14 protein-coding genes are annotated in these 15808 nt (G+C 45.3%); 6 read left to right on the plus strand and 8 right to left on the minus strand.

What is annotated here, in order from left to right; translation table 11 throughout:
- Window positions 1-2: 2 nt before the first annotated feature.
- The 4 genes from FTU87_RS02590 to pcaD all read left to right on the plus strand — a co-directional run bounded on the left by FTU87_RS02590 (window position 3) and on the right by pcaD (window position 3522).
- Entirely contained in the window at window positions 3-674 is a 672-nt protein-coding gene (locus FTU87_RS02590) for a 3-oxoacid CoA-transferase subunit A (RefSeq protein WP_005096964.1), read from the plus strand.
- Between the two features lie 19 nt (window positions 675-693).
- A complete protein-coding gene (locus tag FTU87_RS02595) occupies window positions 694-1347 on the plus strand; it encodes a 3-oxoacid CoA-transferase subunit B (protein ID WP_100354809.1) in 654 nt (217 codons plus the stop codon).
- A gap of 126 nt (window positions 1348-1473) precedes the next feature.
- Window positions 1474-2679 (plus strand): 3-oxoadipyl-CoA thiolase, encoded by a 1206-nt coding sequence (pcaF, locus tag FTU87_RS02600; RefSeq protein ID WP_005096966.1) that lies wholly within the window; start codon window positions 1474-1476, stop codon window positions 2677-2679.
- A 63-nt stretch (window positions 2680-2742) separates the two neighbouring features.
- Complete coding sequence (gene pcaD, locus FTU87_RS02605; RefSeq protein WP_005096968.1) at window positions 2743-3522, plus strand: 3-oxoadipate enol-lactonase; 780 nt, start codon at window positions 2743-2745, stop codon at window positions 3520-3522.
- Between the two features lie 69 nt (window positions 3523-3591).
- On the opposite strand, the gene FTU87_RS02610 is transcribed toward pcaD, so the two are convergent.
- Both FTU87_RS02610 and FTU87_RS02615 read right to left on the minus strand, forming a co-directional pair.
- Complete coding sequence (locus FTU87_RS02610) at window positions 3592-4479, minus strand: DMT family transporter (RefSeq protein WP_180001388.1); 888 nt, start codon at window positions 4477-4479, stop codon at window positions 3592-3594.
- A gap of 116 nt (window positions 4480-4595) precedes the next feature.
- A complete protein-coding gene (locus tag FTU87_RS02615; RefSeq protein WP_180096638.1) occupies window positions 4596-5042 on the minus strand; it encodes a GNAT family N-acetyltransferase in 447 nt (148 codons plus the stop codon).
- Window positions 5043-5322: 280 nt separating this feature from the next.
- On the opposite strand from FTU87_RS02615, the gene FTU87_RS02620 reads away from it, so the two are divergent.
- Window positions 5323-6399 carry a putative zinc-binding metallopeptidase gene (locus tag FTU87_RS02620; protein WP_005096974.1) on the plus strand — a complete coding sequence of 359 codons (1077 nt, stop codon included), beginning with the start codon at window positions 5323-5325 and terminating at the stop codon, window positions 6397-6399.
- An 88-nt stretch (window positions 6400-6487) separates the two neighbouring features.
- Here FTU87_RS02620 and FTU87_RS02625 read toward each other — a convergent pair whose 3' ends face one another.
- From FTU87_RS02625 to FTU87_RS02635, 3 genes are all read right to left on the minus strand, one after another.
- Window positions 6488-7984: a succinate CoA transferase gene (locus FTU87_RS02625; RefSeq protein ID WP_180096639.1), complete on the minus strand. Its 1497-nt coding sequence runs from the start codon at window positions 7982-7984 to the stop codon at window positions 6488-6490.
- A gap of 117 nt (window positions 7985-8101) precedes the next feature.
- Entirely contained in the window at window positions 8102-9277 is a 1176-nt protein-coding gene (locus FTU87_RS02630; protein ID WP_180096660.1) for a thiolase family protein, read from the minus strand.
- A 79-nt stretch (window positions 9278-9356) separates the two neighbouring features.
- A complete protein-coding gene (locus tag FTU87_RS02635) occupies window positions 9357-11138 on the minus strand; it encodes an acyl-CoA dehydrogenase C-terminal domain-containing protein (protein WP_180096640.1) in 1782 nt (593 codons plus the stop codon).
- 532 nt (window positions 11139-11670) lie between these two features.
- Here FTU87_RS02635 and FTU87_RS02640 point away from each other — a divergent pair.
- Window positions 11671-12276, plus strand: a complete 606-nt coding sequence (locus FTU87_RS02640; RefSeq protein ID WP_005096979.1) for a TetR/AcrR family transcriptional regulator — start codon at window positions 11671-11673, stop codon at window positions 12274-12276.
- A 65-nt stretch (window positions 12277-12341) separates the two neighbouring features.
- Here FTU87_RS02640 and FTU87_RS02645 read toward each other — a convergent pair whose 3' ends face one another.
- The 3 genes from FTU87_RS02645 to FTU87_RS02655 all read right to left on the minus strand — a co-directional run bounded on the left by FTU87_RS02645 (window position 12342) and on the right by FTU87_RS02655 (window position 15717).
- Window positions 12342-12536: a heavy-metal-associated domain-containing protein gene (locus tag FTU87_RS02645; protein ID WP_005096981.1), complete on the minus strand. Its 195-nt coding sequence runs from the start codon at window positions 12534-12536 to the stop codon at window positions 12342-12344.
- Between the two features lie 74 nt (window positions 12537-12610).
- Entirely contained in the window at window positions 12611-13018 is a 408-nt protein-coding gene (gene cueR, locus FTU87_RS02650) for a Cu(I)-responsive transcriptional regulator (RefSeq protein ID WP_005096982.1), read from the minus strand.
- The gene (locus FTU87_RS02655; protein ID WP_180096641.1) at window positions 13015-15717 is read right to left on the minus strand and encodes a heavy metal translocating P-type ATPase; all 2703 of its coding nucleotides are present in this window, start codon (window positions 15715-15717) and stop codon (window positions 13015-13017) included. The genes cueR and FTU87_RS02655 overlap by 4 nt, the downstream gene beginning before the upstream one ends.
- Window positions 15718-15808: the final 91 nt, after the last annotated feature.

The following is a 15808-nucleotide window of genomic DNA, read 5'->3' on the forward strand; positions in this document are numbered from 1 at the left end:
TTATGATAGATAAAAGTTCATTATCATTGAAAGAAGCACTCTCCCAGATCAAAGATGGTTCAACCATCATGATTGGTGGTTTCGGTACAGCGGGTCAGCCTGCTGAACTGATTGATGGTCTGATCGAATTGGGTATCAAAGACTTAATTATCGTCAATAACAATGCCGGCAATGGCGACTACGGTTTGGCGAAACTGCTGAAAGCCGGGGCTGTACGTAAAATCATTTGTTCTTTCCCGCGTCAGTCTGATTCCTGGGTATTCGATGAACTTTACCGTGCAGGTAAGATCGAACTGGAACTGGTGCCGCAAGGTAATTTGGCTTGCCGTATCCAGGCCGCTGGTATGGGTCTAGGTCCAATCTACACGCCTACCGGTTTTGGTACCTTGCTGGCTGAAGGCAAACCGACTTTAAATTACGAAGGCAAAGACTTCGTTTTAGAAAATCCAATTAAAGCGGACTTTGCTTTGATTAAAGCCTCTAAAGGCGACCGTTGGGGCAATCTGGTATATCGCAAATCTGCCCGTAACTTTGGCCCGATCATGGCGATGGCCGCAGATATCACCATTGCTCAGGTGTCTGAAGTCGTGGAACTCGGTGCACTGGATCCAGAGCACATCATCACCCCGGGAATTTTTGTTCAACACGTTGTTCAAGTTAAACCTGCACAATAATTGGCATCGGAGATAAATAATGAGCTATACCAAACTGACCCGTGACCAGATCGCTGAACGTGTGGCACAAGACATTCCTGATGGTGCTTATGTCAACCTGGGCATCGGCTTGCCAACCAAAATTTCCAGCTACCTGCCTTCAGATAAAGATGTATTCCTGCATTCTGAAAATGGCCTGTTGGCATTCGGTCCTCCTCCTGCTGAAGAAGACCGCGATCCTGAGCTGATCAATGCCGGCAAAGAATTCGTAACCTTACTGGAAGGCGGTTCTTTCTTTCATCACGGTGATTCCTTCGCGATGATGCGTGGCGGTCATTTAGACATCGCGGTATTGGGTGCCTTCCAGATTGCTGAAAATGGTGATCTGGCCAACTGGCATACTGGCGCACCGGATGCGATTCCGGCTGTGGGCGGTGCAATGGATTTGGCTGTGGGTGCCAAGAAAGTTTTCATCACCACCGATCACGTCACGAAGAAAGGCGAGCCAAAAATTGTGGCTGAACTGTCTTATCCGGCGACTGGTTTGAAATGTGTGGATCGTATCTATACCGACCTGTGTGTGATTGATATCACCAGCGAAGGCATGAAAGTGATTGAGAAAGTCGAAGGTCTGTCATTCGAAGAATTGCAGTCATTGACTGGCGCCAAGCTGATTGATGCGACTCAAAACTAATTCATAAATCCTCCCTAAATCCCTCCTTTATTAAAGGAGGGACTTTCACCCTTTAAATTCCGGGAAAAACGCCTCCCTTTAGTAAAGGGAGGTTGGGAGGGATTCAAAGATTTGGAAAGTAAAAACATGAAAAACGCATATATTATCGATGCCATCCGTACCCCATTCGGCCGTTATGCCGGTGGCCTCGCTCCTGTTCGTACTGATGATCTCGGTGCACTTCCAATCAAGGCCTTAATAGAACGTAATCCATCGGTGAACTGGGAACAGGTCGATGATGTGATCTATGGCTGTGCCAACCAGGCCGGTGAAGATAACCGTAACGTTGGCCGCATGTCAGCGCTGCTTGCAGGTGTGCCTTATCAAGTGCCTGCAACTACAGTCAACCGCCTATGTGGTTCATCGCTAGATACTATCTCCATGGCTGCGCGTGCGATTAAAGCGGGTGAAGCCCATCTGATCATTGCCGGTGGTGTCGAGTCAATGTCTCGTGCACCCTTTGTCATGGGCAAATCAGAAACCGCCTATGGCCGTAGTCAGAAAATCGAAGATACCACCATGGGCTGGCGTTTCATTAACCCGAAACTCAAAGACATGTACGGTGTAGAAACCATGCCGCAAACGGCTGAAAATGTCGCTGAACAGTTTGGGATTAACCGTGAAGATCAGGACAAATTTGCCCTGAGCAGCCAGCAACGTACAGCAGCAGCACAAGCCAAAGGTTTCTTTGATAAAGAAATCATTCCGGTGGTGATTCCACAACGTAAAGGCGATCCGGTGGTCGTAGATAAAGATGAACATCCACGTGCCTCTACAACAGCAGAAGCTCTGGCAAAACTGAAACCTGTGGTCAAAGCAGATGGTACAGTTACAGCCGGTAATGCTTCAGGCATTAACGATGGTGCTGCCGCCCTACTGATCGCGTCTGATGAAGCGATTGCGCAATACGGTTTAAAACCACGTGCCAAAATTATTGGCTCAACAGTTGTGGGTGTTGAGCCGCGCATCATGGGCTTTGGTCCGGCACCTGCCATCAAAAAGCTACTTGCTCAAACCGGCTTAACGCTAGAGCAGATGGATGTGATCGAACTGAATGAAGCTTTTGCGGCCCAAGCACTGGCATGTACCCGTGATCTAGGCATTGAAGACGGCTCAGAAAAAGTCAATCCGAACGGTGGCGCAATTGCATTGGGTCATCCACTCGGCGCCTCTGGTGCACGTCTGGTGACCACTGCCTTGAACCAGCTGGAACAAACTGGCGGTCAATATGCACTATGTTCAATGTGTATTGGTGTCGGTCAAGGTATTGCTTTGATTATCGAACGCGTCTAAAAGCACGATCACTTAATAAAAATTTCCCCTCCCTTTTTTAAAGGGAGGTCGGGAGGGATTTTAATGCCAACATTTACATCTAACGATGCACAAATTAATTACCAGACTTTTGGGGATACCTCTAAGCCTGCAATTGTGTTCTCCAATTCATTGGGCACCAAATTCAGCATGTGGCAGCCACAAATTGAATTTTTCCAGAAAGATTATTTCGTGGTGTGTTATGACACCCGTGGTCACGGTGGCTCGAGCGCACCACAAGGGCCATATACCCTGGATCAACTGGGTCAAGATGTAGTGAATCTACTGGATCATTTAAATATCCAGAAAGCTGCTTTCTGTGGCATTTCCATGGGGGGTCTGACTGGTCAATGGCTGGCAATTAACCGCCCAGAACGCTTTAACCAAGTGATTGTGTGTAATACGGCAGCCAAAATCGGTCAGGAACAGGCCTGGCTGGAACGTGCTGCACTGGTGCGTGAGCAAGGCTTGGCACCGATTGCATCGACCGCAGCATCACGCTGGTTTACCGAACCCTTTATTCAAAGCAACGCAGCAATTGTTGCAGAACTTTCAAACGACCTTGGAGCTGGCAGCCCGGAAGGTTATGCGAGTTGCTGTGAAGCTTTGGCTAAAGCGGATTTACGTGAACAGTTAAAGACAATTTCAGTTCCTGTATTGATTGTGGCAGGTCAGCAAGATCCTGTAACGACTGTTGCTGATGGTCAGTCGATGCAAGCCAGCATTGCCAATAGCCAACTGTTTGAAATCAATGCATCGCATATTTCCAATGTCGAGCAACCTGAAGCGTTCAATCAGGCAGTTCAGGCATTTATTGCAGCTTAAACTGCTCAAAAAAAGAAAAAAGCCACTGATCATCATCAGTGGCTTTTTTTTATCAAGATGGAGTCAGCATTAAGCCCAAATGACCAAAATCGCAGCGATCACCACCAAGCCCAGCCCCCAATGCTCGGCACGTGCCAGTTTCTCCTTAAAGAAATATGCAGAAATCAGCATACTAAATAAAATCTCGATTTGACCTAGTGTTTTGACAACGGGCACACTCATCATGCTCATGGCAGTAAACCAGCCCAGCGATGCCATAAAGCTGCACACGCTGACTTTAAAGGTTAATCTCAAGCGTTGCCACATGGCCACTAAAGTCTGGCGGCTAAATAGACTCAGATAGATCAGCATACTGATGCATTGAAAACTGATGACCATCAGCAGTACCCATGCAGCACGATGGACAGTTGGCAATGTGCTTAGCTCCAGACTCGCCTCCCTGACCAAGAGTGAGGTAATCGCAAAACTTAAGCCGCTGCCGATTCCAATCGCTAAGGTCTGGGCAGAAAATCCGCTGATCTGCTGGCCTTTACTCAGCAGGAATACAGCATAAGCACCGAGTACCACACCGATCCAGGCCAGTACCGATAAATGATCGGCTAAAAACACGACACCAATGACGGCGGCAAGAATGGCTTCACTTTTAGCCAAACCGACCCCAATCGCATAATTTTTTTGTTGAAACAGCTTCACCATCAATGCAGTTGCTAAAATCTGGCTTGAACCAGCAATCACAATATAGACCCAAAACCTGGGAGTAAAATGGATAATATTTTCAACGGGCTTGAAGTGATAAAGACTGGACAGATAGATTATTGCAAAGGGCAAGGCAAAGATAAACCGTGCCAGCGTGACCCCCCAAACATCGACCGTAGTGCTCAGCTGTTTTTGAAATGCATTACGCCATGCCTGCATAAATGCAGCCATTAAGGTGAAAAAGATCCAGCTGATTGCCATAAAATGATTTGCATATATAACAAAAGTGAACCAATTCTATGCCTAAGTAAAAGGCATGACTAATTAAAAATGGAGTGAAGGTGAATAGCGGAAAGTTTGGATTGTTTTTAGATGGTTTAAATTTCAGCTAAGTAGTCTTTTCGCATGGGAATAAAACGAATGCCATTTTCCTCAGTGTATTCGCCCATTTCAACAAAACCGAAGCGTTTATAAATATCCAAAGCATATAAACTGGATTTTACAGTAATAGATTGATGACCTTGGCTACGAATATGTTTTTCTAAAAAGCGCCACATTTGGCGACCGTAACCTTGACCTTGATAAGCCTTATTCAAGAAAAAATGCATGAAATGTGCCGGCGCTATATAAGCCACAACACCGACTATTCTGCGGTCAATTTCAGCCACATAATAATAAATATCTGGCCGTTCAAAAATGGTTTGAATCGCTTCAGCTTTAAAACGTAAGCGTCCCTCTTCTGCCGTAGTGACAGCCTCTACAAATGGTGCAATGACTTCTACGATAGCAGATGTATCCTGAACAGTAGCTTTTCTAATGTTCATATTATTTTAAATTTCACCTTAACCTGGCTTTGTTGCAAAAACAGATCATCTGTCAATTTGTATTCCTCTAAGCAATCTTTTTCTATTAAAAATAACGAGTTATTTAGCTCACAATATAATGCCAAGCATCCTCCATTTACAATTCAGCCATATAGAGTTTTTATTAAAATTTTTATGATGTGATTACAATAGGATGAAATTTAGGTAGGCATTCTGGACTGATCTTATATCTATTTCTGATAAATATTCTAGACAGTTTGCTTCCCTACAGGGAGTTTAGATGAAACATTTTGAATGCGCCGTCTGCCAGCAACAGCTATTTTTTTACAAATCAGTCTGTGATCATTGTATGTCACCAATCGGCTATGTCGCTTCGGAAAAAGAATTGTGCGCATTTAAAAAGCAGAGTGCTGATCAATGGATTCCAGTCTCCAAAAGTTATCAGCATGCCAGTTATAAACCCTGTCATAACTATACGCACTATCAGGTATGTAACTGGATGATTCCCAGTAATGAAGATGAAGATTTTTGTGAGTCCTGTCAACTCACTCATGTGATTCCTGATCTGGAAAATTCAGAGAACCTGATTTACTGGTTTCGACTGGAAGAGGCCAAACGCCGCTTCCTTTATTTGGCGCAGCGTATGAACATGATGCCACGCCCCAAAAAATCTGAAGATGATCCATTTGGCCTGCGTTTTGATTTTTTACTGCCTGAAGATGATCAGCCGGTTTTGATTGGTCATGCCAATGGTGTGATTACTTTAAATGCGATTGAAGCGGATGTGGTGTATCGTGAAACAACACGCGTGAATATGGGAGAAAATTACCGGACTTTATTGGGCCATTTTCGCCATGAAAGCGGACATTACTATTTTGCACTGATGCAACACTTACATCCGGAACTGATTGAAGAGTTTCGTCATTATTTTGGCGATGAGCGGCAAAATTACAGTGAGGCGCTGCAAACTTATTATAATGACGGCGCCCCGATCAACTGGCAGGAAAACTATATTAGTGCTTATGCCACCGCACATCCCTGGGAAGACTGGGCAGAAACCTGGGCGCATTATCTGCATATGATGGAAACACTGGAAACTGCTTACTATGCTGGAATCCGCGTTATTGGCAATGGTGGCTATCTGGCCAGCATGGATTTTAAAGAATGTCCAATTGGCGGACAGGATGTTGAACATATTCTTGCAAACTGGGTTACCTTAACCTTTAATTTAAATGCCTTGAACCGTTGTATGGGTCTGGAAGACGCCTACCCATTCAAGCTGACCGAAGCGGTAAAAGACAAGCTTCGATTTATACATCGGCATGTACTGGAAAAAGTTTTTAAATCATCCAAATGATCTCTAAACGACAAAAAACTGAATGTAATAAAATGAATAAAGCCCGTATACGACGGGCTTTATTTGACGATCAATGTGATTAAACGTATTAAGCGGTTTTCATTGAACCGGTTTCTTCAAATTGGGCATGCCAAGACAAAGCTTCATTCAATAAATGCGGTGTCTGACCACCACGCGCACAGGCACGCTCAAAATAATGATTTAAACTTTCGCGGTAATCTGGATGAGCACAGATATCGATAATCTTGCGGGCACGTTCACGCGGTGCCAAACCACGCAGATCTGCTAAACCTTGCTCAGTCACCAGAATATCAACGTCATGATCGGTATGGTCGGTATGGCTGACTAGGGGAACGACTGAAGAAATCGCACCACCTTTGGCACAGGATTTGGTCACAAAGATGGCAATATGCGCATGACGGGTAAAATCTCCCGAGCCTCCAATACCGTTCATCATCTTGGTTCCAGTAACATGGGTTGAATTCACATTTCCGTAAATATCAAACTCAAGTGCTGTATTAATCGCAATAATCCCAAGACGGCGAATCAGTTCAGGATTATTGGAAAGTTCCTGTGGACGCAAGACAATTTTATCTTTGTATCGATCAAAATTGTTCATCACTCGTGCGGCACAGTCATCGGTCAGGGTCATGGAGCAACCTGAAGCAAAGGTCATCTTGCCTGAATCGATAAGCTGGAAAGTGCAATCCTGCAAGACTTCAGAATACATTTCCAGATTATTGAAATTGGAATGTTCAAAGCCGGCAAAGACCGCATTGGCCACGGAGCCCACACCTGATTGCAGCGGCCCCAGATTTTCAGGTAAACGCCCTGCTGCCACTTCCTGTTCAAAGAAATGAATCAGGTGACTGGCAATCGCCAGCGTTTCTTGATCCGGTTCGTCCATGCCAAAGGACGTGTCTGGAATCTCATTGATGACAATCGCAGAAATTTTTTCAGGTGCAACATGAATCCCGATTGTTCCAATTTTGCCACTGGCTTGGGTTAGAGGAATTGGCCCGCGGTTTGGACGCGCTTGAGGTACATAGATATCGTGAACACCTTCTAGCACGGGATTAATCGTCATATCAATTTCAATAATGACCCAATCTGCCATTTCGATGAAATTTGCAGAATTTCCACAAGAGCCTGTCGGAATAATCTGACCGTCTTCAGTAATCGCAGTTGCAGCAATTACAGCCACATTAATCGCTGGCAGGTTTTTATGACGGATATTATCGGCCAGTTCAGAGAGATGCTGATCGACATACATCACTTCACCGGCATTAATCGCTTTACGTAAAGAAGGATCTGCCTGATAAGGATAACGGCGGGTTATGACATGTGCTTCATTGAGTTTTCCATCAATCCGGTTCCCCAGACTTGCACCTGTCGCCAAGGTAATATGAATTGGATACTTCTGTGCATATTCAGCCAAGGCCAAAGGCACAGTTTTCGCTTCACCTGCCCCCCCAAAACCACTTAAACCAACTACATCGCCATCTTGAATCAGTTGTAGTGCTTTTTCGACAGATACGACTTTATCTTGTAATGGGAGCAAACGAATGCGCTCTAAACCGTTCATAAAAAATCTCAAAAATATAAAATAAAGAGGCATCTGCTCCTGGTGAACCAAGAGCATTAGCGTCTAAATCAATCAATAATTAATTTTGCTAATTCGAGCATTGAATTTTGGCTGGACTTAAACCAGTTCCACTGCAATCGCAGTTGCTTCACCGCCCCCGATACACAGTGCGGCAATGCCTTTCTTGCCACCAGTACGTTTTAAGGCATGAATCAAGGTCACAATAATACGGGAACCAGAAGACCCCAGTGGATGACCGAGCGCACATGCGCCACCGTTGATGTTGACTTTTGCAGTATCCAGTTCAAAGCCATCAATGGCTAGCATCGTCACCATGGCAAAAGCCTCATTGATTTCCCAGAGGTCCACATCGGCGGTATCCCAACCGGTTTTTTTCAGGACTTTTTCAATCGCACCGACAGGTGCAATGGTGAATTCCGAAGGATGCTGCGAATGGCTGGCATAGGCCAGAATATTAGCCAGCGGTTTTAAGTTACGCTGTGCAGCAATTTCACTAGAGGTGACCACCAGTGCTGAAGCACCGTCTGAAATTGAACTGGCATTTGCTGCGGTAATGGTTCCGTCTTTTTTGAAGGCTGGACGCAAGCTTGGAATTTTGTCTGCTTTGGCATTTAAAGGTTGTTCATCCTGCTCAACCACTACATCGCCTTTACGGTTACTGACAGTGACTGCTACGATTTCATCTTTAAAGAAGCCTTGCTGAACAGCCGTCACCGCTTTGTTTAATGAGCCAATGGCATAATCGTCCTGCTGTTCGCGTGTATAACCTTTTTTATCTGCCATTTCCTGTGCCAGAATTCCCATCGACAGACCTGTTTCTGCATCTTCCAGACCTTCCTGGAACATGTGATCCGTGACTTTGCCATGTCCCATACGGAAACCGGCACGTGCCTTGTCCATCAAATATGGCGCATTAGACATAGATTCCATGCCACCTGCGACCACAATTTCAGCCGAACCCGCTTTGATTGCATCTGCTGCCTGCATCACCGCTTTCATGCCTGAGCCACAGATTTTATTGATCGTGGTGGCACCTGTTGAATCCGGTAAGCCGGCTTGACGCATGGCCTGACGTGCCGGGCCCTGTTTTAAACCCGCCGGCAGTACACAGCCCATAATGACTTCATCAATATCGTTTGCAGTTAAACCTGCACGAGCTACAGCTTCCTTGATCGCCACAGCACCCAAATCAGGCGCCGTACAGCTTGAAAGTGAGCCTTGAAAACCGCCCATTGCGGTACGTACAGCTTCTACAATTACAATCATTCTAATCTCATCCTTTTTCATCATTGTTATTTAACACCGCACAGCAGAAGCTCTGCAGTGTTTGTCCTTCGCAATACTTGCCGGTTTAAGCCTGTGCAGTGAAATAGTCTTCAGGTAATTGCATGACCAGTTCTGTACCTGCCTGAATACGTTGAATTCGGGCACTCAAATCCGGGAGAACTTTGGCGACATAATAATTCGCCAGTACCAATTTGTTCTGGAAATAGCTATCGTCTTTCGTTGCTGCAGCTTTGCTGATACGCGCATACATATACACAAAACTGAGCAGACCCACCGCATGCAGATAATCGACCGCAATCGAGTTAGCAAAGTCCGGATTCAGTTGAGACTGCTCGACGATAAAGCTGGTGATGTCTTCCAGTTGCTGACAGGTCTCTAATGTCGCCGTTTTAATCGTCAATGAATCATCCAGACCTTGGGCGAACTCGCGGATTTCAGCGATATACTCTGCAATATAAGCACCTTTACATTTGGTAGTTTTACGGCCAATCAGGTCAATTGCCTGCACACCATTGGTGCCTTCATAAATTTGTGAAATGCGCAGATCGCGAATACATTGTTCCATACCCCATTCACGGATATAACCATGACCACCGAAGCACATTTGCGCTTCCAGTGCAGAATCTAATGCTTTATCAGTCAGATATGCTTTGGCAATTGGGGTTAACAGAGCCACACGGTCGGTCGCTTTACGCACCGCTTCAGCATCGGTCGAATATTTGGTGATATCCAGCTGCTGACCGACATAGACAGCAAAGGCACGAGATGCTTCATTGTTGGCGCGCACATTCAGCAACATCCGGCGCACATCACCATGTACCAGAATCGAATCGGCTGGTTTTTCCGGTGATTTCGCACCGGTCGAGGCGCGTCCCTGTAAACGGTCTGTCGCATATTGTGCCGCATTCTGATAAGCAAATTCTGCCGCGCCAATGCCCTGAATTCCCATCGACAGACGTTCGTAGTTCATCATCACGAACATGCCGGCCAGTCCTTCATTTTCGTTACCGACCATATAAGCTTTGGCACCATCAAAGTTCATGACGCAGGTCGCTGAGCCTTTAATTCCCATCTTATGTTCGATTGAACCCGCAGATACTGCATTACGTTCACCGAGTGAACCATCTGCATTCACCAGAAATTTCGGCACAATAAACAGGGAAATGCCACGTGAACCGGCGGGTGCATTTGGTGTTTTTGCCAGCACCAGATGAATGATATTTTCACTCAGGTCATGTTCACCGCTGGTAATAAAGATTTTGGTACCGCTGATGTTATAGCTGCCATCTTCATTGGGTTCAGCCTTGGTTTTGATTATGCCAAGATCAGTACCTGAATGTGGCTCAGTCAGACACATGGTGCCCGACCATTCGCCTGTATAGAATTTTGGTAAATAGGTTTCTTTCTGTTCTTGTGAAGCACGATCATTGATCGCCATGCCTGCACCCACGGTTAACAGCGGGTAAAGCATAAATGATGGATTAGTACTCCAGATCATTTCATCGGCCAGCACGGTCAGCATTTTTGGCATATTCTGCCCGCCCCATTCTTCACTGGCACCTAAACCTACCCAGCCACCTTCAGCAAACTGCTTAAAGGCATCTTTAAAGCCTGTAGGTGTGGTCACTTCACCATGTTTAAACTGAGCACCACCTTCTTCATCCGCAGGACGATTCAGGTCAAGAATGACATTCTTGGAAAATTTGGCCATCTCTTCCAGAATTGCATTTGCAGTTGCCATATCTAAATGTGCAAGATTTTCATTACCTTGCCAAAATTGTTCAGCTTGAAACACATCATTTAAAATAAATTCCATGTCTTTTAGCGGCGCATTATAAATAGGCATTCTTACATTCCTTAACTGGTGATACTCAATTCTGTTGCTGAGCGTTTTATAATCATTGATTCATGAAAATCTTTTTTATGATTTTACTTCAATCAATGCATATCAATCGAAAATCATCATCTCGAATTAATCCAGCAGTAAATCTCATTCAACTAAATAAGCGACATAAAATTTAAAAACCCAAGCTTTATGTCACCGTTATTTACTGAACCAAGCAGGCTTAAAATGATTCTTTATTCACCACTATAATCCTTTGCCAGGACGGTCTTAAACCGAATAATGATTTCACTTGATGTGCTGAAACAATAAAATAATTATGCTGAAAATGGAATTTTATTTAGCAAAGTTGATCTCTAGGGTTCAGTTTTCTTGACAATATTTCCAGACTGACACCATATATATTTTTCATTGTCAGCAGTTGCTGCATAAATATACAAAATTAGATAAATATCACGACCTTAGTTTTATAGCTATCTTGGGTAAAATTGAATATTCTTGAAAGGTTCTTTTTCGAAAAATATGGACCAAGAAGATGACGACTGTAAGACAGCAGAACTTCCTTCTTCGTAAAGAGAAGATCCTGAGCATGGCTGAAAGCCTGCTACTGGACAATAATCAGGACATTACCCTGAGTGAACTTGCCAGTGAACTGGACATCGCGAAAGGAACGATCTACAAGCATTTCAAAAGCAAGAACCAGTTATATTTAGAACTAATTATTCTGAATGAAAAAAGAATCCTGGAAATATCAAAAAAATATAATAACGATATTAAAAATTATGTTTCGCAATATATGCTCTATCACATGCTCAATTCCAATCGCACCATCCTGTTGCATGTGATTGAAGAGCGTTTAACCAATAATGAAAAAAACCTGAAAGATTTATTTCAGGAGCTTTATCGGATTCGCGAAGAACGGATTATCCGGATTAAAGACATGACCCATGATTATCTGGTGGCTTTAGAAAGTGCCATGTCGATTCGGGATTATTTGTCTTATATCTGGACCGTGACTTATGGAGCTTCACTATTATTAAATTCAACCAATTATCAAAAAGCGATTGGTTCGCGTGAACGTCTGATTAAACTGTATATTAATCAGGCGCTGATGACCCCGGATAAAATCTCGTCAGTCTAAGCCCTATAATAAAAAATGCCGGATTGAATCCGGCATTTTATTTCAATTGAATGACTTAACAAATATCAAGCAGCAATTGGCGGAAATCCGTCTTCGGTTAAAGCCGCGACAATCTCGGACTCAGTGACTGTCGATTCAACTTCGACCAGCTTAGTCGCCACATCTATATGAACGGTGGCATTTTCATCCAGATCTTTAATCGTAGCAGTCACACTGCGTGCACAGCCACCACAGGTCATATTTTCAATACGGAATTTCATATTTGGCTCCATAGGATCGCTTTAACAATTAATGTGATTGGGTAGACTATATTTAACCTGAGCTGCAGATCAGCTCAGTGCTGCTCAGGGACGACACCCTGTTCAATCTGTTTTAAAATCTGGCAATCGGACTGTTCATTGCCGGCACACTGCTCCACCGATTGCTGTAATATCACCAGCATATGCTGCATATCGGCAATTTTCTGTTGTAAAAACTGGATATGTTTTTCGGCCAGCTGTTTCACCTCGCTACTCTGACGTGAGCTGTTTAGCCACAGGCCGAGTAATTCTTTCATTTGCTCTGAAGAAAAGCCGAGTTCGCGTGCATGTTGAATAAAACTTAAGGTTTTAATGTCCGCATCAGTATAAACCCGATAACCTGCATCGCTTCGTTTCGCAGCAGGCAACAACCCGATGTCTTCATAATAACGAATCATTTTTGCAGAGATGCCGGAACGTTTTGCCGCCTGACCAATATTCATCCTGCTTGCTCCTTGAACTGTACCGATTTGTAGGCTTTTAATCTCAAAGCATTAGTGACAACAAACACGGAAGACAATGCCATCGCACCTGCGGCAAACATCGGCGATAACAAGATGCCCCAGAATGGATAGAGCACACCGGCAGCAATCGGGATTAAAGCAATATTATAGACAAAGGCCCAAAACAGGTTCTGCCGGATATTGCGCATGGTGGCCTGACTCAGACCAATTCCGGTGGCCACATGCTGTAAATTACCTGACATCAACACCACATCGGCTGCCTCAATCGCAACATCGGTGCCTGTACCAATCGCCATGCCAACATCAGCCTGTGCCAGTGCCGGGGCATCATTGATTCCGTCTCCGACAAAAGTGAGTACGCCATATTGCTGCTGGAGTTGACGTACCGCATCCACTTTCTCATGCGGTAAAACTTCCGCAATTACCTGATCAATTTTCAGCTGTTTGGCAATGGCCTGCGCGGTATGCTGATTGTCACCGGTGATCATCGCTACTTTTAGACCCTGCTCATGCAAGGCCTGAATCGCACTATAGGTAGTTGCTTTAATCGGATCCGCGACGGCAATAATCGCCGCCAGCTTTTGATTGATCGCCACATATAAGGGACTACGGCCCTGATCACCGAGTTTTTGTGCAGTAGACCGAAACAGATCGACATTTAGACCTAAGTTCTGCATCAGACGTTCAGCCCCAATATGCAGCTGCTGACCAGCTACCTGTGCCTTGACCCCTGCGCCGGTGATCGAATCAAAATCTGTGACTTCACTCAGTTCCAGTTGTTGCTCATGAGCTGCCTGAACAATGGCATGGGCAATCGGATGTTCTGACTTGGCTTCAACCGAAGCCACCAGTTGCAATACAGTCTGCTGATTAAAATCTGCTGTGACTTCAAAGTCCGTCAGCAACGGTTTTCCTTCAGTCAAGGTTCCGGTTTTATCAAGTGCGACGACTTGGGTTTGCTGCAATAACTGTAAAGCTTCACCCTTACGAAACAGCACGCCCAGTTCAGCGGCACGCCCAGTTCCGACCATAATTGAGGTCGGCGTTGCCAGCCCCATCGCACACGGACAGGCAATAATCAGCACCGCCACGGCGTTGACCAATGCATAGGTCAGATTGGGTTCAGGCCCAAACAGGAACCAGACCATGAAGGTCAAGGCCGCCAGTGCCATGACGGCAGGTACAAACCATAAAGTCACTTTATCCACCACCGCCTGAATCGGTAGTTTCGAGCCTTGTGCCTGCTCCACCATCTGAATGATTTGTGCCAAAACGGAATTCTGACCTACCGCAGTTGCCTTGATTTGCAAAGTACCATTCTGGTTGACTGTACCGCCAACCACTTGGTCGCCTGCCTGTTTGGCTACAGGTAAAGGTTCACCACTGATCATGGCTTCATCAATATAGCTTTGTCCGCTGATCACTTCACCATCTACAGCGACTTTCTCACCCGGACGAATTTCAATCAGCATACCTTGCTGTACATCGGCAATGTCCAGATCGACCCAAGCGCCATTTTGCTGTACCCGTGCGGTTTTCGGTTGCAAGCCGACCAGATACTGAATCGCTTCTGAGGTTTTACCTTTGGCTTTGGCTTCCAGATACCGCCCCAGTAAAATCAGCGCAACAATGACAGCTGCCGCTTCAAAATATACATGGACGGTGGACTGGGGTAACAGCTGCGGAAAAAAGGTCGCAATACAGGAAAAACCATAAGCTGCAATGGTGCCGACTGCCACCAGCGAGTTCATATCCGGAGCGAAACGGAATAATGCCGGAATCCCGTGCTGGTAAAAACGACGTCCCGGGAAGAGCAAGACCAGCGTGGTCAGCACAAATTGCAGATACCAGCTATTTTGTGTGCCCAGTGTATGCGCAATAAAATGGTGAAAGGCCGGAATCAGATGCGACCCCATTTCCAGAATGAATACCGGTAGCGCCAGTATTAGTACCAGCCATAAGTCACGTTTTAATTGCACCGTTTCAGCGGCTTTCTTGTCCTGAAATGCCTGCTGGTTATCGGCTGAAAGCTGGCTATTCGATTTCTCGGTGGCCTTAAAACCTGCTTTTTCCACTGCTGCAATCAAGGCTGGAAGCTGACGATGTGATGCATTTACCCAAGCGGTTTCTGTCGCCAGATTCACTTGTGCTGTACTGACACCATCGACTTTTAATAAGGCTTTTTCCACCCGAGCCACACAAGAGGCACAAGTCATGCCCTCAATAGCCAGTTCAATCCGGTCAGCCTGAAGATCAAACCCGGCTTTTTGTACCGCCTGAGTCAACTTGGACAATGGCACAGAATTGATTAGACTCACATGCGCCTTTTCAGTGGCCAGATTGACCTGTGCATCCAGTACACCTTCTACTTTTTTTAGGGCTTTTTCTACGCGAGCCACACAGGATGCACAGGTCATGCCTTCAATATTCAAAGCAAACTGTTGCGTCGGTACATCAAAGCCAGTTTTTTCAATTGCTTGAACTAGCACAGCGGCAGCAATCGGCTGCTGGCTTTTAATAAAAGCTTTTTCAGTCGACAGGTTGACAGATGCCTCAACCACGCCCTCAATTTTTTTCAAGGCTTTTTCGACCCGAGCCACGCAGGATGCACAGGTCATACCGCCAATCTGCACCTGCTGTTCATATAGCCGGATGCTGTCTTGTTCTGCCATGCCCATCTCCATGCATCAACTTGCTGCCGATGCTATAGCTTAAACATTCCCAGCATGGCAAGGTCAAGTCTTTCATTTAAATATTTTAGGAAAGATA

This window comes from Acinetobacter sp. YH12156 (assembly GCF_013418235.1).
GTDB lineage: Bacteria > Pseudomonadota > Gammaproteobacteria > Pseudomonadales > Moraxellaceae > Acinetobacter > Acinetobacter pseudolwoffii.

What these genes read in the sequence shown, in the direction of transcription:
- FTU87_RS02590 (WP_005096964.1), top strand. Translation starts at nt 3, where the DNA reads ATGATAGATAAAAGTTCATTATCATTGAAAGAAGCACTCTCCCAGATC.
- FTU87_RS02595 (WP_100354809.1), top strand. Translation starts at nt 694, where the DNA reads ATGAGCTATACCAAACTGACCCGTGACCAGATCGCTGAACGTGTGGCA.
- pcaF (WP_005096966.1), top strand. Translation starts at nt 1,474, where the DNA reads ATGAAAAACGCATATATTATCGATGCCATCCGTACCCCATTCGGCCGT.
- pcaD (WP_005096968.1), top strand. Translation starts at nt 2,743, where the DNA reads ATGCCAACATTTACATCTAACGATGCACAAATTAATTACCAGACTTTT.
- FTU87_RS02610 (WP_180001388.1), bottom strand. Translation starts at nt 4,479, where the DNA reads ATGGCAATCAGCTGGATCTTTTTCACCTTAATGGCTGCATTTATGCAG.
- FTU87_RS02615 (WP_180096638.1), bottom strand. Translation starts at nt 5,042, where the DNA reads ATGAACATTAGAAAAGCTACTGTTCAGGATACATCTGCTATCGTAGAA.
- FTU87_RS02620 (WP_005096974.1), top strand. Translation starts at nt 5,323, where the DNA reads ATGAAACATTTTGAATGCGCCGTCTGCCAGCAACAGCTATTTTTTTAC.
- FTU87_RS02625 (WP_180096639.1), bottom strand. Translation starts at nt 7,984, where the DNA reads ATGAACGGTTTAGAGCGCATTCGTTTGCTCCCATTACAAGATAAAGTC.
- FTU87_RS02635 (WP_180096640.1), bottom strand. Translation starts at nt 11,138, where the DNA reads ATGCCTATTTATAATGCGCCGCTAAAAGACATGGAATTTATTTTAAAT.
- FTU87_RS02640 (WP_005096979.1), top strand. Translation starts at nt 11,671, where the DNA reads ATGACGACTGTAAGACAGCAGAACTTCCTTCTTCGTAAAGAGAAGATC.
- FTU87_RS02645 (WP_005096981.1), bottom strand. Translation starts at nt 12,536, where the DNA reads ATGAAATTCCGTATTGAAAATATGACCTGTGGTGGCTGTGCACGCAGT.
- cueR (WP_005096982.1), bottom strand. Translation starts at nt 13,018, where the DNA reads ATGAATATTGGTCAGGCGGCAAAACGTTCCGGCATCTCTGCAAAAATG.
- FTU87_RS02655 (WP_180096641.1), bottom strand. Translation starts at nt 15,717, where the DNA reads ATGGGCATGGCAGAACAAGACAGCATCCGGCTATATGAACAGCAGGTG.